This is a genomic window from Pseudomonas oryzihabitans NBRC 102199, assembly GCF_000730625.1.
In the GTDB taxonomy this organism is placed as follows: domain Bacteria; phylum Pseudomonadota; class Gammaproteobacteria; order Pseudomonadales; family Pseudomonadaceae; genus Chryseomonas; species Chryseomonas oryzihabitans.
On sequence record NZ_BBIT01000019.1, the window covers coordinates 138,232 to 163,077 of the forward strand.

The 24,846-nt window shown below is 66.9% G+C and carries 25 protein-coding genes; 18 read left to right on the forward strand and 7 right to left on the reverse strand.

Translation table 11 applies throughout. The annotated features are described in order from the left end of the window. Positions 1-3 precede the first annotated feature (3 nt). Together POR01S_RS19415 and POR01S_RS19420 are read right to left on the reverse strand one after the other, a co-directional pair. Positions 4-1,140 carry a patatin-like phospholipase family protein gene (locus tag POR01S_RS19415; protein WP_042137782.1) on the reverse strand — a complete coding sequence of 379 codons (1,137 nt, stop codon included), beginning with the start codon at positions 1,138-1,140 and terminating at the stop codon, positions 4-6. Further along, positions 1,141-2,076, reverse strand: coding sequence for a lipid A biosynthesis lauroyl acyltransferase (locus POR01S_RS19420; RefSeq protein WP_042137784.1), 936 nt, complete (start codon positions 2,074-2,076; stop codon positions 1,141-1,143). It lies immediately after the preceding gene. A gap of 151 nt (positions 2,077-2,227) precedes the next feature. Here POR01S_RS19420 and minC point away from each other — a divergent pair, with 151 nt between their 5' ends. The 6 genes from minC to POR01S_RS19450 all read left to right on the forward strand — a co-directional run bounded on the left by minC (position 2,228) and on the right by POR01S_RS19450 (position 6,938). After that, entirely contained in the window at positions 2,228-2,983 is a 756-nt protein-coding gene (minC, locus tag POR01S_RS19425; protein ID WP_027597674.1) for a septum site-determining protein MinC, read from the forward strand. Positions 2,984-3,117: 134 nt separating this feature from the next. After that, positions 3,118-3,936: a septum site-determining protein MinD gene (gene minD, locus POR01S_RS19430; RefSeq protein ID WP_007162176.1), complete on the forward strand. Its 819-nt coding sequence runs from the start codon at positions 3,118-3,120 to the stop codon at positions 3,934-3,936. Next, positions 3,933-4,187 carry a cell division topological specificity factor MinE gene (gene minE / locus POR01S_RS19435; protein WP_007162175.1) on the forward strand — a complete coding sequence of 85 codons (255 nt, stop codon included), beginning with the start codon at positions 3,933-3,935 and terminating at the stop codon, positions 4,185-4,187. The genes minD and minE overlap by 4 nt, the downstream gene beginning before the upstream one ends. A gap of 116 nt (positions 4,188-4,303) precedes the next feature. Further along, positions 4,304-4,939: an RluA family pseudouridine synthase gene (locus POR01S_RS19440; RefSeq protein ID WP_007162174.1), complete on the forward strand. Its 636-nt coding sequence runs from the start codon at positions 4,304-4,306 to the stop codon at positions 4,937-4,939. Between the two features lie 43 nt (positions 4,940-4,982). Next, positions 4,983-5,561 (forward strand): class I SAM-dependent methyltransferase, encoded by a 579-nt coding sequence (locus tag POR01S_RS19445; RefSeq protein WP_027601256.1) that lies wholly within the window; start codon positions 4,983-4,985, stop codon positions 5,559-5,561. 87 nt (positions 5,562-5,648) lie between these two features. Further along, entirely contained in the window at positions 5,649-6,938 is a 1,290-nt protein-coding gene (locus tag POR01S_RS19450) for a M18 family aminopeptidase (RefSeq protein ID WP_042137794.1), read from the forward strand. Positions 6,939-6,945: 7 nt separating this feature from the next. Here the strand turns inward: POR01S_RS19450 and POR01S_RS19455 are convergent, their stop codons facing one another. Beyond that, on the reverse strand, positions 6,946-7,683 hold the full coding sequence (locus tag POR01S_RS19455) for a UTRA domain-containing protein (protein ID WP_042137795.1): 738 nt from the start codon (positions 7,681-7,683) through the stop codon (positions 6,946-6,948). A gap of 182 nt (positions 7,684-7,865) precedes the next feature. Between POR01S_RS19455 and POR01S_RS19460 the strand changes: the two genes are divergently transcribed. From POR01S_RS19460 to POR01S_RS19485, 6 genes are read left to right on the forward strand one after another with little or no spacing between them, the layout of a single operon-like run. Continuing rightward, positions 7,866-8,927 carry an ABC transporter substrate-binding protein gene (locus POR01S_RS19460; RefSeq protein WP_042137796.1) on the forward strand — a complete coding sequence of 354 codons (1,062 nt, stop codon included), beginning with the start codon at positions 7,866-7,868 and terminating at the stop codon, positions 8,925-8,927. Positions 8,928-8,931: 4 nt separating this feature from the next. Further along, positions 8,932-9,729 (forward strand): alkaline phosphatase family protein, encoded by a 798-nt coding sequence (locus POR01S_RS19465; protein WP_042137797.1) that lies wholly within the window; start codon positions 8,932-8,934, stop codon positions 9,727-9,729. Next, positions 9,726-10,559, forward strand: coding sequence for an ABC transporter permease (locus POR01S_RS19470; protein ID WP_042137798.1), 834 nt, complete (start codon positions 9,726-9,728; stop codon positions 10,557-10,559). Before POR01S_RS19465 ends, POR01S_RS19470 begins: the two co-directional genes overlap by 4 nt. Then, positions 10,546-11,331, forward strand: coding sequence for an ABC transporter permease (locus tag POR01S_RS19475; protein ID WP_027597665.1), 786 nt, complete (start codon positions 10,546-10,548; stop codon positions 11,329-11,331). The genes POR01S_RS19470 and POR01S_RS19475 overlap by 14 nt, the downstream gene beginning before the upstream one ends. Continuing rightward, positions 11,328-12,317 carry an ABC transporter ATP-binding protein gene (locus POR01S_RS19480; protein ID WP_042137800.1) on the forward strand — a complete coding sequence of 330 codons (990 nt, stop codon included), beginning with the start codon at positions 11,328-11,330 and terminating at the stop codon, positions 12,315-12,317. Before POR01S_RS19475 ends, POR01S_RS19480 begins: the two co-directional genes overlap by 4 nt. Continuing rightward, positions 12,314-12,967 carry an HAD family hydrolase gene (locus POR01S_RS19485; RefSeq protein WP_042137802.1) on the forward strand — a complete coding sequence of 218 codons (654 nt, stop codon included), beginning with the start codon at positions 12,314-12,316 and terminating at the stop codon, positions 12,965-12,967. The genes POR01S_RS19480 and POR01S_RS19485 overlap by 4 nt, the downstream gene beginning before the upstream one ends. A 169-nt stretch (positions 12,968-13,136) precedes the next feature. Here the strand turns inward: POR01S_RS19485 and POR01S_RS19490 are convergent, their stop codons facing one another. Continuing rightward, positions 13,137-14,099, reverse strand: coding sequence for an NAD(P)H-quinone oxidoreductase (locus tag POR01S_RS19490; protein WP_027597662.1), 963 nt, complete (start codon positions 14,097-14,099; stop codon positions 13,137-13,139). Positions 14,100-14,336: 237 nt separating this feature from the next. On the opposite strand from POR01S_RS19490, the gene POR01S_RS19495 reads away from it, so the two are divergent. Together POR01S_RS19495 and POR01S_RS19500 are read left to right on the forward strand one after the other, a co-directional pair. Further along, positions 14,337-16,418: a carboxy terminal-processing peptidase gene (locus tag POR01S_RS19495; RefSeq protein ID WP_007162163.1), complete on the forward strand. Its 2,082-nt coding sequence runs from the start codon at positions 14,337-14,339 to the stop codon at positions 16,416-16,418. Between the two features lie 92 nt (positions 16,419-16,510). After that, entirely contained in the window at positions 16,511-18,256 is a 1,746-nt protein-coding gene (locus POR01S_RS19500; protein ID WP_007162162.1) for a bifunctional diguanylate cyclase/phosphodiesterase, read from the forward strand. 3 nt (positions 18,257-18,259) lie between these two features. Here POR01S_RS19500 and POR01S_RS19505 read toward each other — a convergent pair whose 3' ends face one another. The 3 genes from POR01S_RS19505 to bamJ all read right to left on the reverse strand — a co-directional run bounded on the left by POR01S_RS19505 (position 18,260) and on the right by bamJ (position 20,025). Further along, on the reverse strand, positions 18,260-18,631 hold the full coding sequence (locus POR01S_RS19505) for a hypothetical protein (RefSeq protein ID WP_007162161.1): 372 nt from the start codon (positions 18,629-18,631) through the stop codon (positions 18,260-18,262). Between the two features lie 5 nt (positions 18,632-18,636). Continuing rightward, entirely contained in the window at positions 18,637-19,101 is a 465-nt protein-coding gene (locus POR01S_RS19510; RefSeq protein WP_007162160.1) for a YkvA family protein, read from the reverse strand. 150 nt (positions 19,102-19,251) lie between these two features. Then, positions 19,252-20,025, reverse strand: a complete 774-nt coding sequence (gene bamJ / locus POR01S_RS19515; RefSeq protein ID WP_007162159.1) for a BamJ family beta-barrel-assembly machinery protein — start codon at positions 20,023-20,025, stop codon at positions 19,252-19,254. A 255-nt stretch (positions 20,026-20,280) separates the two neighbouring features. Here bamJ and POR01S_RS19520 point away from each other — a divergent pair, with 255 nt between their 5' ends. The 4 genes from POR01S_RS19520 (at position 20,281) to POR01S_RS19535 (ending at position 24,807) form a co-directional block, all read left to right on the forward strand. Continuing rightward, on the forward strand, positions 20,281-20,571 hold the full coding sequence (locus POR01S_RS19520; RefSeq protein ID WP_042137805.1) for a hypothetical protein: 291 nt from the start codon (positions 20,281-20,283) through the stop codon (positions 20,569-20,571). A 63-nt stretch (positions 20,572-20,634) separates the two neighbouring features. Continuing rightward, entirely contained in the window at positions 20,635-21,309 is a 675-nt protein-coding gene (locus POR01S_RS19525) for an ABC transporter ATP-binding protein (protein WP_007162157.1), read from the forward strand. After that, positions 21,306-23,765, forward strand: coding sequence for an FtsX-like permease family protein (locus POR01S_RS19530; RefSeq protein ID WP_042137808.1), 2,460 nt, complete (start codon positions 21,306-21,308; stop codon positions 23,763-23,765). Before POR01S_RS19525 ends, POR01S_RS19530 begins: the two co-directional genes overlap by 4 nt. Next, on the forward strand, positions 23,755-24,807 hold the full coding sequence (locus POR01S_RS19535) for a lipocalin-like domain-containing protein (protein ID WP_042137809.1): 1,053 nt from the start codon (positions 23,755-23,757) through the stop codon (positions 24,805-24,807). The genes POR01S_RS19530 and POR01S_RS19535 overlap by 11 nt, the downstream gene beginning before the upstream one ends. The last annotated feature ends 39 nt before the right edge of the window (positions 24,808-24,846 follow it).

Below are 24,846 nucleotides of genomic sequence, written 5' to 3' on the forward strand. Positions count from 1 at the left end.
GGCCTAGGCGCCGGCGAGAAAGGCCCGCAGCTCCGGTAGGCGGGCCTGGGCATCGGCCCGTCCCAGCGCCATGAGTTCCTGGCAATAGGCCGCCTCGAACAGCAGATAGCTGAGCAGTGCACTGCCCGAAGGCCGGTTCACCCCGACGCCGCGCAGCAACTGCCGCAAGGCCGGCGGCAGGCGCTTGCGATGGTGGGTGGCGATATCCGCCAGCGGCTGGCTGGGCGAGATCACCAGCATCTCCACGGGACGGCAGAACCGTCCGCTGACCGGATCCCCCGCGGGCAGCGCACTGCTCAGCAGATTGAGACGCCGCAGGGTTTCGGTGTCGCTGTCCAGGGCATCGACGAAGGTGCTGTTGAGCAGGTGGCCGCCGATCTGCGCCACCGTCGGCGGCCGACCCTGCAGGCCGTGCTCGTGCCCCCCGGGCGCGCCGAGCCCTATGACCAGGATGCGATCCGCCCCCAGATGCAGCGCCGGACTGATGGGCGCCGTCTGCCGCACCGAGCCATCGCCCAGGTATTCACGCCCCACCTTCACCGGCGGAAAGAACAGCGGAATGGCCGTGCTGGCGAGCAGGTGGTCGACCGCCAGCCGCGCCGGAACCCCGACGCGCCGATGGCGAAACCAGGGATCCAGGGCGCCATGACTCTGATAGAAGGTCATCGCCTGGCCCGAGGCGTAACCGAACGCCGTGACTGCCACGGCGCGCAGGGCGCGCTGGCGCAAGGCGGCGGTGATGCCGGAGAAATCCAGCTCGCGGCTGAGCAGGGCCCGCAGCGGGGCGTTGTCGAGCAGGGCCAGGGGCTCCTGGCGCCAGGCGCCGAACAGCGTCTGCAGCCCGAAACGCGCGGCCTGGCGGGTCGCCCCCGCCCAGTCGCTGCGATAGATCATCGCCGTGTTCAGCCCTGCCCAGACCGCCGCCAGGCGATCCACCGCGCGGCCGAAATCCAGGGCGCCACAGCCCAGCACGGCGGCGTTCAGCGCCCCCGCCGAGGTACCGACGAGAATCGGAAAGGGATTGTCGGAACGGACCGCCAGGGTGTCCGCGACCACCTGCAGCACCCCGACCTGATAGGCGGCCCGCGCGCCACCGCCGGCCAGAATCAGCCCCGTGCGCCCTTCGCCGCCCAGACTCATCTAGCGTTTCTTCTTCGGATAGAGCTTGGGCTCACCGGCCGGGCGGGTCTTGAAGCGCCGGTGGGCCCAGAGGTACTGCTCGGGCAACTGGCTGACGCAACGCTCCACCCACTGGTTGATGCGCAGGCAGTCGGCTTCCTCGCTGTCGCCAGGGAAGTCGGCCAGCGGCGGATGGACCACCAGGCGATAACCCGAACCATCCGCCAGGCGTTCCTGGGTGAAGGGCAGCACCCTGGCCCGCCCCAGACGGGCGAACTTGGTGGTGGCCGTCACCGTCGCCGCCTGGATGCCGAACAGCGGCACGAAGAGGCTCTGCTTGGCGCCGTAGTCCTGATCCGGCGCGTACCAGATGGCACGACCGGCGCGCAGCACCTTGAGCATGGCGCGCACGTCCTCGCGCTCGATGGCGGTGGCGTCCAGGTTGTGGCGCTCGCGACCACGGCGCTGGATGAAGTCGAACACCGGATTCTTGTGCTGGCGGTACATGCCATCGATGGTGTGCCGCTGACCGAGCAGCGCCGCACCGATTTCCAGGGTGGTGAAATGCAGCGCCATGAGGATCACGCCCTGCCCGTCGCGCTGGGCGGCCTGCAGGTGCTCGAGGCCTTCGATGTGGGCCAGCCGGGCCAGGCGCTGCCGCGGCCACCACCAGCTCATGGCCATCTCCAGCAGGGCCATGGCGCTGCTGGCGAAGTTGCGCCTGAGCAACAGGTCACGCGCCTGTTCGTCGAGCTGGGGAAAGCAGAGTTCCAGATTGCGGCGGGCGATGGCTCGGCGCTGCCCGGCGACGTGATAGAAGATCCAGCCGAGTCCCCGGGCCAGACGCAGCAGCACGGCGTAGGGCAGTTGCACCACCAGCCAGAGCAGACCGAGCCCCAGCCAGAGCGGCCAATAACGTGGATTGAGAAAGGCGAGGCGGAAAGACGGCCGCTCCATCGGAACTCCTGCATGAAAAAGTCGCGCCATTCTACAGGCCTCGCGCAGATTTCCCGTAGCCTTCACAGTCACGGCCCCCCGCACCCGGTGAGGGTTGCGACACGCGGGGCATCCCGCTATAAGTCCCGCCATCCAAGCACAAGTACCCACCATGACCGCAGCCGATCCTTCCGAAAGCGACTCCGTCTTCCAGCTCAAGGGCAACATGCTCGCCGTGACCGTGCTGGAGCTTCTCCGCAACGACCTGGGGCGCCTGGACCGGCAACTGGCCCAGAAGGTCGCCCAGGCCCCCAACTTCTTCCAGGAAACGCCGCTGGTGCTGGGCCTGGACAAGCTCGCCGAGGATGCCGGCCCGCTCGACCTGGGCGCCCTCCTCGATCTCTGCCGCCGCCACGGTCTGCGCACCCTGGCTCTGCGTGCCAGTCGCAGCGGGGACCTGGCCGCCGCCAACGACTACGACCTGCCGATCCTGCCGCCCAGCTCCGGCGGCCGCGAGCGCCAGGTCGAACCACGCGATCGCGAACCGGTGAAGCCGGCGGAACCGCCCAAACCGGTCGTACCGCCCGCCCCGCCGATCAATCCCACCAAGATCATCACCGCACCGGTGCGCGGCGGCGTGCAGCTCTATGCCCCGGCCGGTGATCTGGTGGTGCTGGCACCGGTCAGCCCGGGCGCCGAACTGCTCGCCGACGGCAACATCCATGTCTATGGACCCATGCGCGGCCGCGCGCTGGCCGGCGTCAAAGGTGATACTAAAGCGCGGATTTTCTGCCAGCAGCTGACCGCGGAACTGCTTTCCATCGCCGGCCAGTACAAGGTCGCCGAAGACCTGCGACGCCATCCACAATGGGGCAATCCGGTGCAGGTCAGCCTGGTGGGAGATGTGTTGAACATCACCCGTCTTTAACGGATACTTCCGCGAATTTTTCGCACTTGGCGCCTAAGCCGCCAACGGCAACACGAAGCGCGACACTGCCTGCAATCTCGTCACCGAGGGCACCGAGTCGCTTCAGTTATTACTTTCGATCAAGGTGAATCAGTTTGGCCAAAGTACTCGTAGTCACCTCCGGCAAGGGCGGCGTCGGCAAGACCACCAGCAGCGCCGCCATCGGTACCGGTCTCGCCCTGCGCGGCCACAAGACCGTCATCGTCGACTTCGACGTCGGCCTGCGTAACCTCGACCTGATCATGGGCTGCGAGCGCCGCGTGGTGTACGACTTCGTCAACGTGATCAACAACGAAGCCACCCTGAGCCAGGCCCTGATCAAGGACAAGCGTCTCGAGAACCTGTTCGTGCTGGCCGCCAGCCAGACCCGTGACAAGGACGCCCTGACCCAGGATGGCGTCGAGCGTGTGATCAATGAACTCAAGCAGACCTTCGATTTCATCGTCTGCGATTCCCCCGCCGGCATCGAGAAGGGCGCCCACCTGGCGATGTACTTCGCCGACGAGGCCATCGTGGTGACCAACCCCGAAGTCTCCTCGGTCCGCGACTCCGACCGCATGCTCGGCCTGCTGGCCAGCAAGTCGCGGCGCGCGGAAAAGGGCGAGGAAGCCATCAAGGAACACCTGCTGCTGACCCGCTACAACCCCGAGCGCGTGACCAAGGGCGAAATGCTCGGCGTCGAGGACGTGGAAGAGATCCTGTCCATTCGCCTGTTGGGCGTGATCCCCGAATCCCAGGCGGTGCTCAAGGCGTCGAACCAGGGTATTCCGGTGATTCTCGACGAACAGAGCGACGCCGGTCAGGCCTACAGTGATACCGTGGAGCGACTGCTCGGCAAGGAAGTGGCCTATCGCTTCCTCGACGTGAAGAAGAAAGGCTTCCTGCAACGTCTGTTCGGGGGTGGTGGCGAATGAGCATCTTCGACTTCTTTCGCGATCGGAAGAAGCAGAACAGCGCTTCGATAGCCAAGGAGCGGCTGCAGATCATCGTGGCCCACGAACGCGGGCGCCACGAGCAGCCGGACTATCTGCCGCAACTGCAGAAGGACCTGCTGGAAGTGATCCGCAAGTACGTGCCCATCGAGCAGGACCAGATCCAGGTCGAACTGGAAAACCAGGGCAGCTGCTCGATCCTCGAACTCAACATCACCCTGCCCGACCGCTAAGGCGCGTCTTGCAGGACAGCGGCGGCCCCAGGGCCGCCGTTGGCGTTTAAGCCATGTCGAATCCGCTGCGCCCGTCAGGCGCGGGCCGGCTTCGCAAGCAGGCCCCCAGGAAGCCCATGCCCCTCTCCAACATCCGTATCATTCACCAGGACGACGCCCTGCTGGTGGTCGACAAGCCCACCCTGCTGCTATCGGTCCCCGGTCGCGCCGAAGACAACCGTGACTGCCTGGTGACCCGCCTGCAGGAAAACGGCTATCCGGAGGCCCGTATCGTCCACCGCCTGGACTGGGAGACCTCCGGGGTCATCGTGCTGGCGCGGGATGCCGACAGCCACCGCGAGCTGTCCCGGCAATTCCATGACCGGGAAACGGAAAAGGCCTATAGCGCCCTCTGCTGGGGCGAGCCGGAGGCCAACAGCGGTCGCATCGAATTGCCGCTGCGCTACGACCCGCCGACCAAGCCGCGCCACGTGGTGGATCACGAACTGGGGCGCCATGCCCTGACCTTCTGGCAGGTGCTGGAGCGTCACGGTCACTACAGCCGGGTGGAACTCACCCCCATCACCGGCCGCTCCCACCAGTTGCGCGTCCATATGCTCAGCATCGGTCATCCGCTGCTGGGCGATCAGCTCTATGCCCAGGGCGAGGCGCTGGCGCTCCGGCCCCGCCTCTGCCTCCACGCCAGCCTGCTGACGCTGACCCATCCCGTCTCGGGCGAGCGGATGAGCTTTACCAGTCCCGCGCCTTTCTGATCCTTCGCTGGCCTACTGAGGCACTCGACCGGAGGAACGCCGCTTGTCGCAATGGACGTCCTACTACACCGCCACCGCCGCAGGCGGTCCGCGTGAGACCTTGCTGCAGGCGCTCTCGTCCTGGTCGAGTCCGCCAGGCTTGGCGCTGGACCTGGGCTGTGGCACCGGTCGCGACACCCTGGTGCTGCTGGAGCAGGGCTGGCAGGTGCTGGCCCTGGATGCCGAGCCGGAGGCCCTGAGCGCGCTGCGCGAGCGCACGCCGGCCCTGCTGCAGGGGCGCCTGGAAACCCGCCAGGCCCGCTTCGAGACGGTCACCCTCCCCCGCTGCGACCTCCTCAATTCCAGCTTCGCCCTGCCCTTCTGCGAACCGGCGCATTTCCCCGCGCTGTGGAACGGGATCACGGCGGCGGTCCGTCCGGGTGGTCTGTTCTGCGGCCAGCTCTTCGGCGAGCGGGACAGCTGGGCCAGCAAGGGCGTGACGGTAGTCGACGCCGCGGCCCTGCGGCGGTTGCTCCAGGACTGGGACGTCCTCCTGCACCGGGAAGAGGAAGAGGACGGCCATACCGCGGTCGGGCGGCCCAAGCACTGGCACATCCATCACCTGGTGCTGCAGCGCCGCTGAGCATGGCGGTGCCGCTGGGCGCGGCGCTACGCTCGACTCCCCCGGGCCCAGAACCTAGACTGGACGCCTTGTCGTCCGGAGTCGTCCATGCGTACCGATCAGATCCAAGGCCTCATCGATTTCCTCTCCCGTTCGCCCACCCCCTTCCACGCCACCGCCACCCTCGCCCGCCGTCTCGAAGCCGCCGGCTACCAGCGCCTGGACGAGCGCGAGAGCTGGTCCGTGCAGCCGGGTGGACGCTACTACGTCACCCGCAACGATTCCTCGCTGATCGCCGTGCGCCTGGGCGCCCAACCCCTGGAGCGCGGTCTGCGCCTGGTCGGCGCCCATACCGACAGCCCCTGCCTCAAGGTCAAGCCGCAGCCGGAGCTGCAACGGCAGGGCTTCTGGCAACTGGGCGTCGAGGTCTACGGCGGCATGCTGATGGCGCCCTGGTTCGACCGCGACCTGTCCCTGGCGGGCCGGGTGACCTTTCGCGCCGGCGGCCGGGTGCAGAGTCGACTGATCGACTTCCGCAAGCCGCTGGCGATCATTCCCAACCTGGCCATCCACCTCAATCGCGAAGCCAACCAGGGCTGGGCCATCAATGCCCAGAACGAATTGCCGCCGATCCTGGCCCAGGTGCCGGCCATCGAGCGCCGCGACTTCCGCGCCCTGCTGGCCACCCGCCTGCAACAGGAACACGGCCTCGACGACGCCGAGGTGCTGGATTTCGAACTGAGCTTCTATGACGTCCAGCCCGCCGCCCTGGTCGGCCTGGAAGACGACTTCATCGCCGCCGCGCGCCTGGACAATCTGCTGTCCTGCTATGCCGGTCTGGAGGCCCTGCTGGCCGACGAGGGCGACGAGAACGCGGTACTGGTCTGCACCGATCACGAGGAAGTGGGCTCCACCTCCTGCTGCGGCGCCGACGGCCCCTTCCTCGAACAGGTGCTGCAGCGCCTGCTGCCCGCCGGAGACGCCTTTACCCGCACCCTGCAGCGCTCGCTGCTGATCTCGGCCGACAACGCCCATGGCGTGCACCCCAACTACGCCGACAAGCACGATGGCAACCACGGCCCGAAACTGAACGCCGGACCGGTCATCAAGGTGAATGCCAACCAGCGCTATGCCACCAGCAGCGAGACCGCGGCCTTCTTCCGCGACCTCTGCCAGCGCGAAGGGGTGCCGGTGCAGAGCTTCGTGGTGCGCAGCGACATGGGCTGCGGCTCCACCATCGGCCCCATCACCGCAGGGCAGCTGGGCGTGCGCACCGTGGACATCGGCCTGCCCACCTTCGCCATGCACTCCATCCGCGAACTGGCCGGCAGCCACGACCTGGGCCACCTGATCAAGGTGCTGACGGCCTTCTATTCGAGCAGCGAACTGCCGCTGTGACGCCGGTCTAGTCCGGCACCTCGACCCTGACCTGGATGGCGTCGTGCCGCCAGAATTCCAGGTCGCAGTCGATCAGGCGCCCCTGCTGGTCGTGGTTGATGCGGGTGATGTGCAGCGCCGGACTGCCCTGCGCTACCCGCAGCGCCTGGGCCGCTTCCGGCAGCAGCGCCGTGGGCAGGATCTCGAAGCGCACCTCGCCGTAGCGGATGTCATAGCGGTCGCGATACAGCTCGGTGAGGGAGCGCTGCAGGTCGTGCTCCAGCAGGCCCGGGAAATAGGCGGCATTGAGGTAATGCTCGACATAGAGCACCAGTCGGCCGTCCACGCGGCGGACCCGGCGGATCTGATAGACGCTGGACAGCGCCGGCAACTCCAGCAGGCGGCAGATCTCCGCCGACGCCAGCATCTGCCGCGCCGCCAATACCTCGGTCGCCGGCACCCGCCCCTGGGCTTCCACCATCGCATGGAAATGGGTCCGCGCCAGGGGGTTGTACGACAGGCGCGGCGGGGCGACGAACCAGCCGCGGCGTTCCTCGCGATAGACCAGGCCCAGGGCTTCCAGTTGCAGCAGGGCTTCGCGCAGGGTGATGCGGGTGGTGGCGAAGAGTTCGCTCAGCTGGCGCTCGGACGGCAGGCGCTCCATGGGCGGCAACAGCCCATGGGCGATCTGCTCCTGCAGGGCCTGGCGGATGGCGCTGGCGCCTGGCGCACTTCTTTGGACTAGACCAGTTTCAGATTGGTGCACCCGTAACGCCTCGACTAGGGTTTGGTTGGAGACTAAGACGGCCAGATGACCGCTTGGTGACGACTGCAGCGCCCGTGCCAGCGGAGAACCTGGGCGGATTGCCATCAAATCGTCATACCCCGGTCCTAGATTGGCCTGTGTCTTGCTGACCTAGACCAAGCCCTAATCCCTGGAGCGCCCGTATGACCCGTCTGCTTGCTTCCCTGTTGGCCACAGCCGTTGCGGTACAGGCCGGTACCGCCTTCGCCGATACCGTCGATCTCAAAGCCCTCGAAGCCGCCGCCCGCAAGGAAGGCGAGGTGAACAGCGTCGGCATGCCCGATACCTGGGCAAACTGGAAAGGCACCTGGCAGGACCTTGAGCAGAAGTACGGACTCAAGCACCAGGATACCGACATGAGCTCCGCCCAGGAGATCGCCAAGTTCGCCGCCGAAGGCGAGAACGCCTCCGCCGACATCGGTGACGTCGGTGCCTCCTTTGGCCCCATCGCCGTGCAGAAGGGCGTTACCCAGCCCTACAAACCCAGCACCTGGGACCAGGTCCCGAGCTGGGCCAAGGACAGCGAAGGTCACTGGGCGCTGGCCTACACCGGCACCATCGCCTTCATCGTCAACAAGCAGACCGTCAAGGACGTTCCCCATTCCTGGGCCGACCTGCTCAAGGGCAACTACAAGGTCACCATCGGCGACGTCAGCGCGGCCTCCCAGGCGGTGAGCGGCGTACTGGCGGCGGCCTATGCCAACGGCGGCGACGAAAAGAACATCAAGCCGGCGCTGGATTTCTTCGCCAAGCTGGCCAAGCAGGGCCGCCTGGCCTTCACCAACCCGGTGGTGGCCAACCTCGAGAAGGGTGAAGTGGAAGTCGGCGTGGTCTGGGACTTCAATGCCCTCAACTATCGCGACCAGATCGATCGCTCGCGCTTCGAGGTGCTGATCCCCTCCGATGGCTCGGTGACCTCCGGCTACACCACCATCATCAACAAGTATGCCAAGCACCCCAACGCCGCCAAGCTGGCCCGCGAGTACATCTTCTCCGACGCCGGCCAGATCAACCTGGCCCAGGGCTATGCCCGGCCGATCCGCGCCGAGCACCTGACCCTGCCGGCCGATGTCCAGGCCAAGCTGCTGCCCCAGGCGCAATACGCCAAGGCCCGCCCCATCGCCGATGCCAAGGCCTGGGAAGAGACCTCCAAGCGCCTGCCGCGGCTCTGGCAGGAACACGTTCTGATCAACATGCAGCAGTGACATCATGAAGGTCATCCTGGTCGTGCTGGACGGACTCGCCCTGAGGGTCGCCGAACACGGACTCGGCTTCCTCCAGGCGCTCTGCCTGGCCGGCCGGGGTCGCCTCTACCGGCTGGAATGCGAGTTGCCCTCGCTCTCTCGTCCGCTCTACGAATGCCTGCTCACCGGGGTGCCCCCGGTGCGCAGCGGCATCGTCCACAACGGCGTGGACCGGCTATCCAACCAGACCAGTTTCTTCCACCTGGCCCGGGCCGCCGGCCTCACCACGGCGGCAGCGGCCTATCACTGGGTCAGCGAACTCTACAACCGCAGCCCCTTCGACCGGGCACGGGACAGGCACGTCAGCGACACCGCCCTGCCGATCCAGCACGGCCACTTCTATTACGCCGACCACTATCCGGATTCCCATCTGTTCGACGATGCCGAGCACCTGCGCCTGGCCCATGACCCGGACATCCTGCTGGTGCATCCGATGAACATCGACGATGCCGGTCACCGGCACGGGCTCTCCAGCCCCGAGTACCGCAACGCCGCGCGCCGCGCCGACGGCCTGCTGTCCCACTACCTGCCCGCCTGGCTGGACGCCGGCTACCAGGTGCTGGTGACCGCCGATCACGGCATGAACGACGACCGCAGTCACGGCGGGACGCTGCCGGAAGAACGCGAGGTGCCCCTGTTCGTCTTTGGCGCAGGCTTCTCCCTGGGCGAGGCGACGCCGCTGCAGGTGGAGCTCTGCGGCACCGTCTGCACGCTGCTGGGCCTCGCCCATGACAAGCCCCTGTGTCGGGAGCTGCTGGCATGAAGCGGCCCCGACTCGCCCTGCTGCTGATCCTGCCTTTCCTGCTGGTGTTCGGCGCCTTCCAGCTGGCGCCCCTGGCCTGGATCGCCTTCAACAGCTTCAACTCCAGCGAAAGCGGCTGGGGCCTGGGCAACTACGCCGAAATCCTCGGCTCGCCCTTCTACCTGCAGGCCATCCGCTTCTCCCTGGAGATTTCGCTCTGGTCCAGCGTCTCCGGCCTGCTGATCGCGCTGCTCGGCGCCTATTCGCTGACCCGGGTCGACTCGCGGCTGCGCGGCTTCGTAGTGGCCTTCACCAACATGACCAGCAACTTCGCCGGGGTGCCGCTGGCCTTCGCCTTCATCATCCTGCTGGGGATCAACGGCTGCCTGACCCTGGCGCTCAAGCAATTCGGGCTGATCGAAGGCTTCAACCTCTACACCAAGGGCGGCCTGATCCTCATCTACACCTACTTCCAGATTCCCCTGGGCGTGCTGCTGCTGTTCCCGGCCTTCGAAGCCCTGAAGCAGGACTGGCGCGACGCGGCGGCGCTGCTGGGTGCCGGCACCTGGCAATACTGGCGGCACATCGGCCTGCCGGTGCTCAGTCCGGCGCTGATCGGCACCTTCATCATCCTGCTCGCCAACGCCCTGGGTGCCTACGCCACGGTCTATGCCCTTACCACCGGCAACTTCAACGTGGTGCCGGTGCGCATCGCCGCCCTGGTCTCCGGCGACATCTATCTGGAGCCCAACCTGGCCGCGGCGCTGGCCATGCTGCTGGTGGCCTTCATGACCCTGATCACCCTCGTCCATCAATGGCTGCTGCGGCGGAGTCGTCATGTCCAGAGCTGAGCGCCTCTACCATCGGCTGGTGGTCTGGATCCTGTTCCTGATCCTGTTCACGCCCCTCGCCGCGACCCTTATATATTCCCTGGCCACCCAGTGGTCGGCGACCCTGCTGCCGGCGGGCTTCACCTTCAAGTGGTACCTGCAGCTGTGGAGCGATCCGCGCTTTCTCGCCGCCTTCGGTCGCTCCCTGGCGATCTGCTTTGGCGCCCTGGCGCTGTCCTGCGTGCTGATCCTGCCGACCATGTTCGCCGTCGCCTATCACTTCCCCCGGCTGGATGCGCTGATGAACGTGCTGATCCTCCTGCCGTTCGCCGTGCCGCCGGTGGTCTCGGCGGTGGGCCTGCTGCAGCTCTATGCGAGCGGGCCGCTGCCGCTGACCGGCACGCCCTGGATCCTGGTGTTCTGCTACTTCACCATCGCCCTGCCCTTCATGTACCGCGCCATCAGCAACAACCTCCAGGCGCTGAATCTGCGCGACCTGATGGACGCCGCCCACCTGCTCGGCGCCAGCTCCTGGCGCGCCGCCCTGCTGGTGGTGCTGCCCAATCTGCGCACCGGCCTGATGGTGGCGCTGTTCCTGTCCTTCTCCTTTCTCATCGGCGAATTCGTCTTCGCCAACCTGCTGGTGGGGACGCGCTACGAGACCCTGCAGATCTATCTCTACAACCTGCGCAACGGCAGCGGCCACCTGACCAGCGCCCTGGTGATCTCCTACTTCCTCGCGGTCCTGCTGCTGACCTGGATCGCCAATCGCCTGAATCGGGAGCGGACATGAGCTATCTCGCGGTCAAGGGACTGCACAAGCGCTACGGCGCCAATACCCTGTTCACCGACATCGAATTCCATGCGGAACAGGGCGAACTGGTGACCCTGCTCGGCCCCTCGGGCTGCGGCAAGTCCACCCTGCTGCGCTGCCTGGCCGGGCTCACCGAGGTCGATCGCGGCGCCATCGTGCTGGCGGGACAGGACATCACCCACCTGCCGCCGCAGCGCCGTGGCATCGCCATGGTGTTCCAGAGCTATGCGCTGTTTCCCAACATGACCGTGGCGCAGAACGTCGCCTTCGGCCTGCGCATGCAGCGCCTGGCGCGGGACGAAATCGAACAGCGGGTGCGCGAGGCCCTGACCCTGGTAGAACTGCAGGGCTTCGCCGAGCGCTATCCGCATCAGCTCTCCGGCGGCCAGTGCCAGCGCGTGGCCCTGGCGCGCTCGCTGATCGTGCGGCCGCGGCTGCTGCTGCTGGACGAACCCCTCTCGGCGCTGGATGCCCGCATCCGTCGCCACCTGCGCGAACAGATCCGCGCCATCCAGCAGGAGCTGGGCCTGACCACGGTGTTCGTCACCCACGATCAGGAAGAAGCCCTCACCCTGTCCGATCGCATCGTGCTGATGCGCGAGGGGCGCATCGTCCAGAGCGGCGATGCCGAGACCCTCTACACCGCACCGGTGGATGCCTTCGCCGCCGGCTTCATCGGCAACTACAACCTGCTCAGCGCCGACCAGGCCAGCCGCCTGTTCGGCCAGACCTTCCAGGGACAGGTGGCGATTCGCCCCGAGGCCATCCGACTCGGCGTCGCCAGCGGTTTCAGCGGCCGCATCGTCGGTCACAGCCTGTTGGGCAACGTGATCCGCTACCGGATCGCCACCGAAGCCTGCGAACTCAATGTCGACGTTCTCAACCATGGGCCGACGGCCTTGCAGCCGAACGGCACAGCCGTCACCCTGGCCGTCGATTCCGACAGCCTGAGAGAAGTGGCATGACCCTGGCGATTTTCGATCTCGACGAAACCCTTATCGACGGTGACTGTTCCAGCCTGTGGAGCCAGCAGATGGGCGTGCTCGGCTGGGTCGACCGCGAATCCTTCGTGCGGCGCGACAGCGAGCTGATGGCGGCCTACGCCCAGGGCGAACTGGCCATGGAAGACTACATGGCCTTCCACCTCGAACCCCTGGTGGGCCGCACGCCCGAGGAAGTGGATTTCGAGGTCGGGCCCTGGGTCGAGGACGTCATCGAACCCCTGATCTTCAGCGACGCCATGAAGTGCATCGCCGCCCACCGCGCGGCCGGCGACCGGGTGATCATAGTCTCGGCTTCCGGGGTGCATCTGGTGGAGCCCATCGCCGAACGCCTCGGCGTGGAAGAGGTGCTGGCCATCGACCTGCAGGTCAGCCACGGCGTCTACAGCGGCCAAGTGGAGGGCGTCATGACCTTTCGCGAAGGCAAGCTGACCCGCCTGCTGGAACTGCTCGGCGGCGACCGCAGCCTGCTGGCTGGCGCCAGCTTCTACTCCGACTCGCGCAACGACCTGCCGCTGCTCGAAGCGGTGGGCAAGCCGCACGTGGTCAACCCCGATCCGGTACTACGCGAGCGCGCGGCACAGGCTGGCTGGCCGATCCTCAGCTGGCGGTAGAGTCAGACACGTATGTTATCGCGGCCATGGGCCGCTCCTACAGAAGCATCACCCCTCGTAGGAGCGGCCCATGGCCGCGATAAAGACAGTTGCGCCTACAGCGGACTCGATCTGTAGGAGCGGCCGTAGCGGCGGACCGCCATGGCCGCGATAACCCTGGCCGTGGGTGCTACTCCAGCCCTTCGTCCAGCACCAGCACCACCTTGCCGTTCACCTCGTTGCTTTCCAGGGCGGCAAAGGCGGCTTCGGCGTTCTGGGCGGCGAAGCGGCGTTCCAGGTTGACGTTCAGCTTGCCTTCGGCGAACAGCGGCCACACCTTGGCCTCCAGGGATCTCATGGTCTTGGCCTTGAATTCCACGGATCTGTTGCGCAGCGTCGAGCCGATGATGCGGATGCGCTTGCCGAGCACCTTGCCCAGATCCATCTCGGCCTGGCGACCGCCCATGAGGCCGATCAGCACCCAGCGTCCGTCCTGGCCCAGCAGATCCAGATTGAGCGACGCATAGTTCGCGCCGACCGGATCGAGGATGACGTGGAAGGGGGCGAAATCGCGCAGCCCTTCCAGATCGGTCTTGCGCAGCACCCCGCCCTCGGCACCGAGGCGCTCGCAATGCGCCAGGCGATCCTGGGAGCCGACGCTGACCCAGCAGGGATTACCGAAGGCCTTGCACAGCTGGATGGCGGCCGAGCCGACGCCGCTGGCGCCGGCATGCAGCAGTACCTTTTCGCCCGGCTGCAGTGCGGCCAGATCGAACAGGTTGCTCCAGGCAGTCGCCCAGACCTCGGGCAGCGCCGCGGCCTCAATCAGCGACAGGCCTTCCGGCACTGAGGCCGCCTGACGCCCGTCCACCACCACCTCGCTGGCCATGCCACCGCCAGCCAGCAGCGCGCAGACGCGGTCACCGACCTGCCAGCGCGAATCCGCAGTGGTCTCGCTGACCACCCCGGCACATTCGAGGCCCAGGGTCGCCGGCGCGCCGGGCGGCGGCGGATAGTTGCCCGCCAGCTGCAGCAGGTCCGCGCGGTTGAGACCGGCAGCCGCCACCTTGATGCGAATTTCCCCAGGCGCCAGCGCGCGCGCGCTCAGTGACTGCCATTCCAGTTGCCCTTCGATACCTTGCAATGCGTTCACGGTGCCTCCATAGTGGCTCAGGCTTTGACGAAAAGCGCCTGCGCCGGCGGGTTCTGCGGGAGTCGAGCGGACCGGAAGACGCGGGGCTGTCACAGCCTTCCCCTCCGATCGCCGCTACCCTTAAGACCGCCGTCAGACGACTTTCGTCAGCGCCCGTCATACTTCCCCTGGCCGCGGAACCGCCCGGGCCGGGAAGGGCCTATAGCCTATTCCTTTCCGTGCATTAGTCGAATACACATGAAGCAGCTCTTGTCCCGTACCGCCCTCGTTGTCCTGCTTGGCGTCAGCGCAACGCCCCTCTTCGCCAAGCCCAACGCGCCGGTAGGCGCCGAGAAACTGCAACCCGATCGCGACCAGGTCATCGCCAGCCTCAACATCGTCGAGCTGCTCAAGCGGCACCACTACAGCAAGCCGCCGCTCAACGATGCCCAGTCGATCAAGATCTACGACAGCTATCTGAAGATGCTTGATCCCGGCCGGCTGTATTTCAATGCCGCCGACATTCGCGAATTCGACGCCTCGCGGACCCGCTTCGACGACTACCTCAAGCAGGGTAACCTCGAACCGGGCTTCGCCATCTACCGTCGTTATGCCCAGCGCATGACCGAGCGGCTGAACTACGGCCTGGGCCTGCTCAACGCCGGCATCGGCAAGCTCGACTTCACCGTCGACGAATCCTTCAACACCAATCGCGAGAAGGCGGCCTGGCCGGCGGACACCGCTGCGCTGGACGATCTCTGGCACCGCAAGCTCAAGGACGAGGTCCTGCGCCTGCGCCTGTCCGGCAAGACCGATCAGCAGATCCAGCAGCAGCTGACCAAGAGATACAAGAATCAACTGGCACGGCTCAACCAGACCCGCAGCGAAGACGTCTTCCAGACCTACATCAACGCCTTCGCCGAGTCCTACGACCCGCACACCCAGTATCTCTCCCCGGAAAGCGCGGAAAACTTCGACATCAACATGAGCCTGTCGCTGGAAGGCATCGGCGCAGTGTTGCAGAACGACAACGACTACGTGCAGATCCTGCGCCTGGTACCGGCCGGCCCGGCCGACAAGTCGAAGCAGATCGCCCCGGCGGACAAGATCGTCGGCGTCGCCCAGGGCGACGGCGAGATGGTCGACGTCATCGGCTGGCGGCTGGACGAGGTGGTCAAGCTGATCCGCGGACCCAAGGGCTCCAAGGTCCGCCTGGAGGTCATCCCGGCGAGCAATGCGCCGAACGACCAGAAGACCAAGATCGTCACCATCACCCGCGAAGCGGTCAAGCTCGAAGAGCAGGCGGCGCAGAAGCACGTGATCGACGTGCCCCACGAGGGCAAGCACTACAAGCTCGGCGTGATCGACGTACCGGCCTTCTATCTGGACTTCAAGGCCTATCGCGCCGGCGACCCGAACTACAAGAGCACCACGCGTGACGTGAAGAAGCTCATCGGCGAGCTGCAGAAGGAAAAGGTCGATGGCATCGTCCTGGACCTGCGCAACAACGGCGGCGGCTCGCTGCAGGAAGCCACCGAACTGACCGGGCTGTTCATCGACCAGGGTCCCACCGTGCTGGTGCGCAATGGCGACGGCAAGGTCGAGGTGCTGGCCGACGACGAAGGCGGCGCCTTCTACAAGGGCCCGCTGACCGTGCTGGTCAATCGCCTGTCCGCCTCAGCCTCGGAGATCTTCGCCGGCGCCATGCAGGACTATCACCGGGCGCTGATCGTCGGCGGCCAGACCTTCGGCAAGGGCACCGTCCAGACCATCCAGCCGCTCAACCATGGCGAGCTGAAGCTGACCATCGCCAAGTTCTACCGCGTCTCCGGCCAGAGCACCCAGCACCAGGGTGTACTGCCGGACATCGACTATCCGGCGGTGGTGGACACCAAGCAGATCGGCGAGAGCGCCCTGCCCGACTCCATGCCCTGGGACACCATCGCCCCGGCGGTGACCGGTCTGAGCAATCCCTTCGCCAACTACCTGCCGGAACTGGTCAAGCGCCATGACGTGCGGGTGCAGAAGGATCCCGACTTCATCTTTGCCCGCGAGCGCCTGAAGCTGGCCCAGGAACTGGCGGCGGATACCACCGTCAGCCTCGACGAGAAGAAGCGCCGCGCCGAGCAGACCGCGCTGGACGAGCGCCAGCTGGCCATGGAAAACCAGCGTCGCAAGGGCAAGGGCGAAGCCCCGCTCAAGGAGCTGAAGAAGATCGACGAGGACAACCCGGCGATCGACGACGACAAGACCAAGCCGCAGGACGACGCCTATCTCATGGAGTCCGGCCATGTGCTGCTGGACTACCTGGACCTGAGCCAGACGCCGCCCAAGCGCTGACATCAAAACGTCACATCTCTGTCGTGAAATGCCCGGGGGTCGCCACCTGCGACCCCCGGGCATTTTCGTTTCCGGGTTCCTGCAGGCTTATCATGACGCTTAACGACCAGGCTGGGGTGTTGGATCGCATTCTCGCCAACCGCGAGTTGCATTCGCTCTTTCAACCCATAGTGTCCTTGAGCGAGCGACGCATCCTCGGCTACGAGGCGCTCATTCGCGGCGCCTCGAATACCCCGCTGCAATCCCCCCTGCCCCTCTATGCCACCGCCCGCCAGGCCGGTCGCCTGTCCGAACTGGAAATCGCCGCACGCCAGCAGTCCTGCCAGACCTTTCGCGAGCTGGCGCTGGATGGCCTGCTGTTTCTCAACGTCTGTCCGGAAACCCTGCTGGAACCGGCGCACCAGTCGGGCCAGACCCTCAAGCTACTGCAGCGCCTGGGTCTCTCCCCGGCGCAGGTGGTGATCGAGCTCACCGAGCAGGCGCCCATCGATGACTTCGCGCTGCTGGCCACCGCCCTGCACCACTACCGCGCTATGGGCTTTTCCATCGCCCTCGACGACCTAGGCGCCGGCTATTCCAGTCTCAGGCGCTGGTCGGAATTGCGCCCGGACTTCGTCAAGATCGATCGCCACTTCATCGAGTCCATCCACCGCGATGCGGTGAAGCGCGAATTCGTCGGCTCCATCCTGAAGATGGCCGAAGCCTCGCGCGCCCAGGTGATCGCCGAAGGCATCGAGACCCACGAAGAGCTCTCGACCCTGGCGAACATGGGCGTGGATCTGGTCCAGGGCTATCTGCTGGGTCGACCGACCGCCGCCCCACCGCGCGAGATCCAGACCCTGCTGCCGGTGATGGAAGTCCGCAGTTCCGAGCTTGCCGAAGAATCGACCACCGTTGCCAGTCTCAGGGTCGAGCAGGTCGCGGTCGGCCAGGACATGCTCATTCCCGAAGTGCTGGAGCGTTTCCGCCTGCAGCCGAGCCTCAACACCCTGGCGGTGGTGGACGAAGACGATCGCCCGGTGGGCATCGTCCACCATCACGAACTGAGTTCGGCGCTGCTCAAGCCCTTCGCCCACGAGGTGTTCGCGCGCAAGCCCATCGCCCGACTGATGAGCCAGGACTTCCTGGCGACCGAATCCGGCCAGTCGCTGCAGCAGGTCAGCCGCCTGCTCACCGCCCGGGCACGCCAGCGCATCGAAGAGGATTTCATCATCACCGAAGGCGGTCGCTATGTCGGCGTCGGACGGGTGATGGACGTGCTGCGCCTGATTACCGAACAGCGCATCCAGCAGGCCAAGCATGCCAACCCCCTCACCCAGCTGCCCGGTAACGTGCCCATCCAGCAGTGCCTGACCCGGCTGCTGGATCAGCAGCGCGAAGCCGTGGTCTGCTACGTCGACATCGACGGCTTCAAGCCCTTCAACGACCTCTATGGCTACGCCAAGGGCGACGAGGTCTTGCTCTGCCTGGCGCAGACCCTGTCCGAGCGCCTGGATCCACAGCAGGACTTCGTCGGCCACATTGGCGGTGACGACTTCCTGGTGGTGCTGGGGTCGGCGGACTGGCGGCGCCGTCTCAATGGCCTGATGGCGGCCTTCCAGGAGCGCTGCCGACATTTCTATCGCAGCGAGCACCTGGAGGCCGGCTGTTTCCTGGCCTACGACAGGGACGGCCGCCGGCGCGAGTATCCGCTGCTGTCGCTGTCCTTGGGGGTGGTGGAACTGGACCGGGAGGCCGGCCAGCGGGTGGATGCCAGCGGGGTGGCGGCGCTGGCCTCGGAGGCCAAGCGCAATGCCAAGAGGGTGCCCGGCTACAGCCTGCACCTGATGCGGGCCTGACGCCTATTCCTGGCGATGGTCGGGGTAGCGGTGATCGAACACCCGGGTCACCTCGGCCGCATGCCAGCTGATGGCGTCGGTGACTGGCGGCGAACCTTCCAGGGCGCCCAGGCGCAGGGCACAGTCGAAGAAACCTTCACGGGGGATACGCGTACCGCTCTGGCTGACCACCAGGGCACTGCGCAATGGCCGCCCCTCACGACGGTCGAGGGCGGCCAGATACTCTAGCGCCGTGGTCAGGGTCACCATCGCCGGCTGGGGCAGCCCCAGCCGTTCGATCACCGAGCGGTAGGTCAGGAGACTGCGGCTGCGCCGCGCGCTCTCCAGTTCATCCAGCAAGGCCAGCCAGTGCTGGCGACTGATGCGTACGCTCAAATCGCTCAATCCCGCAACTGATCGAGGGCGACGCCGGGCGCCGGCCGCTCGTGCTTGTCGGGCAGGGCCGCCAGGGCCGCCTGCTGGCTCGCGGTGCGGTTGGCGCGCCAGGCCCGAAAGCCGTCCAGCTCATCGCTGCAGGCCTTGCCGACCCAGGCCAGCACGGCGAGGTCGTCGAACAGACCGAACATGGGCACCCAGTCGGGAATGAGATCGATGGGCAGCAAGAAGTAGACCAGACCGCCGGCGACGGTCAGCAGCGTCTTGCGACTCACGCCGCGGTATTCGCCTCGCCACCAGGCCAGCAACAGCTGATGGAACAGACTCAGGGTGTCGCGGGCCTCGCCCAGCTTGAGGCCGCGCTTGCTGGTCTTGCGCGCTACGCCGAGCAACAACGCGGGCAGGCGGCCACGGATCAGCAGGCGCTGGGCGATACCAAGGTAGCGATCAAAATTCTTCGGCGGCTTCATGGACACCTCGAGCAGGAGAGAGCATTGGCCAGAGACCCGTAAACCACAGGTCTTTGCGCCCTTGCTTGGATCGCACCGCTGCGGCAGGGTTTCCCGCCGTCCAATGTAAAACGCCCTGCTAGGCAGGGCGTTCGGTACAAAGAGTGCGGCTTACTTCTTGGCCGGAGCCTTTTCGGCAGCGGCCGGCGCCTCGGCAGCCGGAGCGGCCGGAGCGTCTTCGGCGTCCGCGGCAGCGGCGTCCTTGATGCCGAGCAGTTCCAGGTCGAACACCAGCACGGAATTGGCCGGGATCGCCGGGCTCGGGCTCTGGGCGCCGTAGGCCAGCTCGGAGGGGATGTACAGCTTGATCTTCTCGCCGACGTGCATCAGTTGCAGCGCCTCGACCCAGCCCGGAATCACGCCGTTGACCGGCAGGTCGATCGGGGTGCCACGCTTGATGGAGCTGTCGAACACGGTGCCGTCGACCAGCTTGCCCTCGTAGTGCACGGTGACCACGTCGGTGGGCTTGGGCTGCGGGCCATCGGCCTTCTTGACCACTTCATACTGCAGGCCGGAAGCGGTGGTGATCACGCCAGGCTTCTTGCCGTTCTCTTCGAGAAACTTCTTGCCGGCCTTGGCGTTGTCTTCGCTGACCTTGGTCATCTTCTCTTCGGCGCGCTTCTGCAGGGCGGCGAAGGCTTCGGTCAGCTGCTGATCGGTCAGCTTCTGGTCCTTCTTGCCGACGGCGTCCTCGATACCCAGGGCGACGGCCTTGGGATCCAGGTCGTCGATGCCTTCCTGGGCCAGGCTCTTGCCCATGTTCAGGCCAATGCCGTAGGACGCCTTCTGGGCCGGGCTTTCCAGCTCGACCTTGGGCTTGGAGTCGCAGCCGCTCAGAACCAGACCCACCAGGGCCACCGCTGCTGCCAACCGATACTGTTTCATGTTGATTCCTTATCCGTGCGCATTGTGCGCGTTCAAATAACTGATCGAGCTTACAAGGAGACCTGCTCGCTTGCCATCGCCAGGCCTCTAAATGGCTGCAAAGGATAAGATTTCAAGCTTATGTCTGCCTGAACATCGCGTGAACGAGCGGCGGGCTATCCCTGCGACGTCTTGTCCGGGGTGCCCGGGCAGTGGCGACCGGCGCGACTCCAGGCGCTAAACTAGCGCCTTCTTCAGAGCCTGCCAGAGACCTCCATGTTCGAGCCCAACGATCTGAATCGCCCACCTCTCGACCTCGCCCGCGAATCGCGCAAGGCCGGTGGCTACGGCCTGCTGTACTCGGTGCTGCTGGCGATCGGCATCCTGCTCTATCACCACTGGGTGCCCAGCGCCTTCCCCGGCAGCCTGCTGCAGATGTCCCTGGCACTGCCCATCATCCTGTTCGCCGGCAGCGCCGTGTACTACCTCACCATGGTGCGCAAGTGCGAGCGTCTGCAGCGCGAGGAAGACGAGAAGGCCGGCAAGGGCAAGGCCAAGCGCCGCTAGCCGCGCTGAACGTCGCCGCCCCCGCCCGGTCGATTGCAGACCACGACCGGCGCTGGAGGCGCGATGCTGACCATCACCGATCTGCACAAGAGTTATCCGACGCCCCAGGGCCCGCTGCCGGTCCTGCGCGGCGTGGACCTCAGCCTGGCGCGGGGCGCGAGTCTGGCGCTCATGGGCGAATCCGGCAGTGGCAAGAGCACCCTGCTGCACCTGGTCGCCGGCCTCGACCGGCCTGACCGAGGCCACATCCAGGCCGCCGGCCAGGCACTCGACAGTCTCAACGAACGGGCCCTGGCCGCCTGGCGCCGCGAGGGCATCGGGCTGATCTTCCAGCAATTCAATCTGATCGCCAGCCTCACGGTGGCCGACAATCTCGCCTTCCAGGCGCGCCTGGCCGGGCGCCATGATCCGCGCTGGCAAGCCGAGCTGGCCGAGCGCCTGGGGCTGACCGCCCTGCTGGAGCGCTATCCGGAACAGCTTTCCGGCGGCCAGCAGCAGCGCGTGGCCCTGGGACGCGCCCTCGCCTCCCGGCCGCCCCTGCTGCTCGCCGACGAACCCACCGGCAATCTCGACGAAGCCAGTGGCGACCAGGCCCTGGCCCTGCTGCTGGAACTGGTCGCCGAGACCGGCAGCAGCCTGCTGATGGTGACCCACAGCGCGCGCATCGCCAGCCATCTGGATCGCACCCTACAACTGGAACGCGGGCGTCTCGGCGACGCAGCCGTGGGCCAGCCATGAGACTGCTCTACTGGAGTCTGCACAGCCTGGCCAGCCATTGGCGGCGTCATCCGCTGCAACTGGCCGGCCTCGTAGCCGGGCTATGGCTGGCGACCGCGCTGCTGATCGGGGTGCTGGCGCTCAATGCCCAGGCCCGCCAGAGCTATGCCCAGGCCAGCGCCTTCTTCGGTGCCGACCAGTCGAGTCTGGAAGCCCGTGACGGCAAACGCTTTCCCCAGGCGGTGTTCGTCGAATTGCGTCGTCAGGGCTGGCCGGTGTCGCCCGTCCTGCAGGGCCGCCTGACCCTGGCCGAGCGCGAGGGCGCCCTGCCGCTGCTGGGCATCGAGCCGGTCACCCTGCCCGGTGACCGGGGGGTGGCGGCCAGCGCTGCGCCCGAGGCCCTGTTCGACTTTCTCGGTCCGACTGGCACCACCTGGATCGCGCCGGAAACGCTGCGTGAATGGCGGCTCCAGGCCGGTGAGGTGCTGCACCGCGCCGATGGCCTGGCGCTACCACCGCTCCAGGCGCGCCCCGGCCTGGCGCCTGGCACCCTGGTCATGGACATCGGCCAGGCCCAGCGCCTGCTGGACGCACCGGACCAGCTTTCCCGGCTGATCCTGCCAAAGACCTTTCAGCGCGCCCTGCCCACCCTGGACGGGGTCGACCTGCAACGGGTGGAGAACGACCAGGGCGCCGAACTGGACCGCCTGACCGACAGCTTCCACCTCAACCTGCTGGCGCTCGGCCTGCTGGCCTTCGCCGTCGGCCTGTTCATCGTGCATGCCGCGACCGGTCTGGCGCTTGAGCAACGCCGCGCCCTGCTGCGCACCCTGCGCGCCTGTGGTCTGTCGGCCGCGACCCTGGTGCTGGCGCTGACCCTGGAACTGGCACTGATCGCCCTGGTGGCGGGCGCCCTGGGAGTTGCCAGCGGCTATCTGCTGGCGGCGCTGCTGCTGCCCGACGTGGCGGCCAGTCTGCGGGGACTCTATGGCGCCGAGATCGCCGGCAGCCTGACCCTAAGCCCGGCCTGGTGGCTGGCCGGCCTCGGCCTCAGCCTGGGCGGTGCCCTGCTGGCGGGTGCCGACGGCCTCTGGCGCGCCGCGCGGCTGCCGCTGCTGGCGCTGGCCCAGGGTGAGGCCTGGCGCGCCGCCCATGGCCGCTGGCTCAGGCGCCAGGCCCTGGGTGCCCTGCTGGTCGGCCTGGCGGCGCTGGGGCTGTGGCTGGGCGGCAACAGCCTGGCCAGCGGCCTGGCCCTGCTCGGTTGCCTGCTGCTGGCGGCGGCCCTGGCATTGCCGCCGCTGCTGAGCGCCCTGCTGGATCTGCTCCTCAAGCAGGCCCGGCGCCCGCTTTCACGCTGGTTCCTGGCGGACGCCCGCCAGCAGCTGCCCGGGCTGTCCCAGGCGCTGATGGCGCTGCTGCTGGCGCTGGCGGCCAATGTCGGCGCGGGCAGCATGACCGAGGGTTTTCGCCGCACCTTCGATGGCTGGCTCGACCAGCGCCTGGCCGCCGAACTCTATCTGCGCCCGCAGGATGCTACCCAGGCCGCGGCCCTGCTCGCCTGGCTACCCCAGCAATCCAGCGTCCGCGCGGTGCTCCCGGTGTACGAACTAGAGACCAGGATTGAAGGCCAGCCGTCCACCCTGAGCGGGGTGCTGGACGCTGACCTCTATCGCCAGCACTGGCCGCTGCTCGATGCCGGTGGCGACGCCTGGACGCCCTTCTTCGCGGGAGAGGGCGTGATGCTCAGCGAGCAACTGGCGCGCCGCCTCGGGGTGGCCAAAGGGCAGCGGGTGGAGCTGCAGGGCAGCCAGGGGCGCTGGTCCGCGCCGGTGCTCGCCACCTATGCCGACTATGGCAATCCGCGTGGCCACCTGCTGCTGGCCCAGGCGCGCCTGCGGGCGCTATGGCCGGATGCCGCCCTGGTGCGCATCGTCATCCGCATGGCGCCGGCGCAGGTAGAGGCCCTGCGCGGCGAGCTGCAGCAGCGCTTCGGGCTGGACGCCAGTCATTCCATCGACCAGGGGCAGTTGCGGCGCTATGCCGACCAGGTCTTCGAGCGCACCTTCAGCGCCACCGCCGCGCTTAACGCCCTGACCCTGGCGGTGGCCGGTCTCGCCCTGTTCATCGCCCTGCTCGGCCAGGCACAGCGGCGTCTCGGTCAGCTCGCGCCGCTCTGGGCGCTGGGCATCGAACGACCGCGGCTGATCCTGCTGAGCCTGGGCCAGTTGCTGGGGCTCGCCCTCCTCACCCTGGCCCTGGCCATGCCGCTGGGTATCCTGCTGGCCTGGTGCCTGGTGGCGGTGGTGAACGTCCAGGCCTTTGGCTGGCGACTGCCGCTGCAGGTCTTTCCAGGTCAGTTGCTGGCGCTTTCCGCCATTGCCCTGCTGGCTACCCTGGTGGCGGCCGCCTGGCCGCTGCTGCGGCTGCAACGCAGTCAACCGCTGGATCTGCTGCGAGAACTCGGCAATGAACGCTAGGGCCCTGCTGGTCGCACTCCTGCTGCTTACCGGTTGCGACCAGCAACCGGCTTCCGAAGGCTTCGCCGGCCTTGGCCAGGGCAGCGAGAATTTCGCCCCCGTCGTGCCCGGCAAGGTCTTCAGCTTTCCCGCCGATCACGGTGCTCATCCGGATTTCCGCATCGAATGGTGGTACGTCACCGCCAATCTCAGCGATGCCGAGGGTCATCACTACGGCGTGCAGTGGACGCTGTTCCGCAATGCCCTGCGGCCCGGCGCCGACCAGCCTGGCTGGAGCAATGGCAACCTCTGGCTGGGCCACGCCGGCCTCACCACCGAGACCCGCCAGTTCTCTGCCCAGACCCAGGGTCGCGGCGGCGTCGGCCAGGCCGGCGTGACGGCCGCGCCCTTCGCCGCCTGGATCGACGACTGGCGCCTCGCGGGCGACCTGGCCGGTCGGGCGCAGGTCCAGGCACGAGGCCCGGGCTTCGCCTATCGGCTGGAGCTCGCCGCTACCGGACCGCTGGTGCTCCAGGGCGAACGCGGGGTCAGCCGCAAGTCCGCCAGCGGCCAGGCGTCCTACTACTACAGCCAGCCCTTCTTCCAGGCCCAGGGCGAATTGGAGATCGAAGGACGGCGCGTGCCGGTCAAGGGCCTGGCCTGGCTAGATCGCGAATGGAGCAGCCAGCACCTGGCCGCCGACCAACTGGGCTGGGACTGGTTTTCCCTGCACCTGGACGACGGTCGCCAGTTGATGCTCTATCGCCTGCGCCAGGCCGACGGCCAGCATTATCTGTTCGGCAATTTGATCGCTGCCGATGGCCACAACCAGCCGCTGCATCCCGGCGATATCCGCTTGGCGCCAGAGTCCACCCACAGGGTCGCCGGCCGCGAGGTGCCGGTACGCTGGTCCATCACCCTACCGGGGCAGCAGCTCGATCTGCATATCGCGGCAGTCAACCCCGATGCCTGGATGGCCCTGGGCACGCCCTACTGGGAAGGTCCGGTCAGGGTGGAGGGCAGCGCCAGGGGGATGGGCTACCTGGAAATGACGGGGTACTGACAAGAGCGGAGAGACACCTCCCGGACGCATCTCACTCCG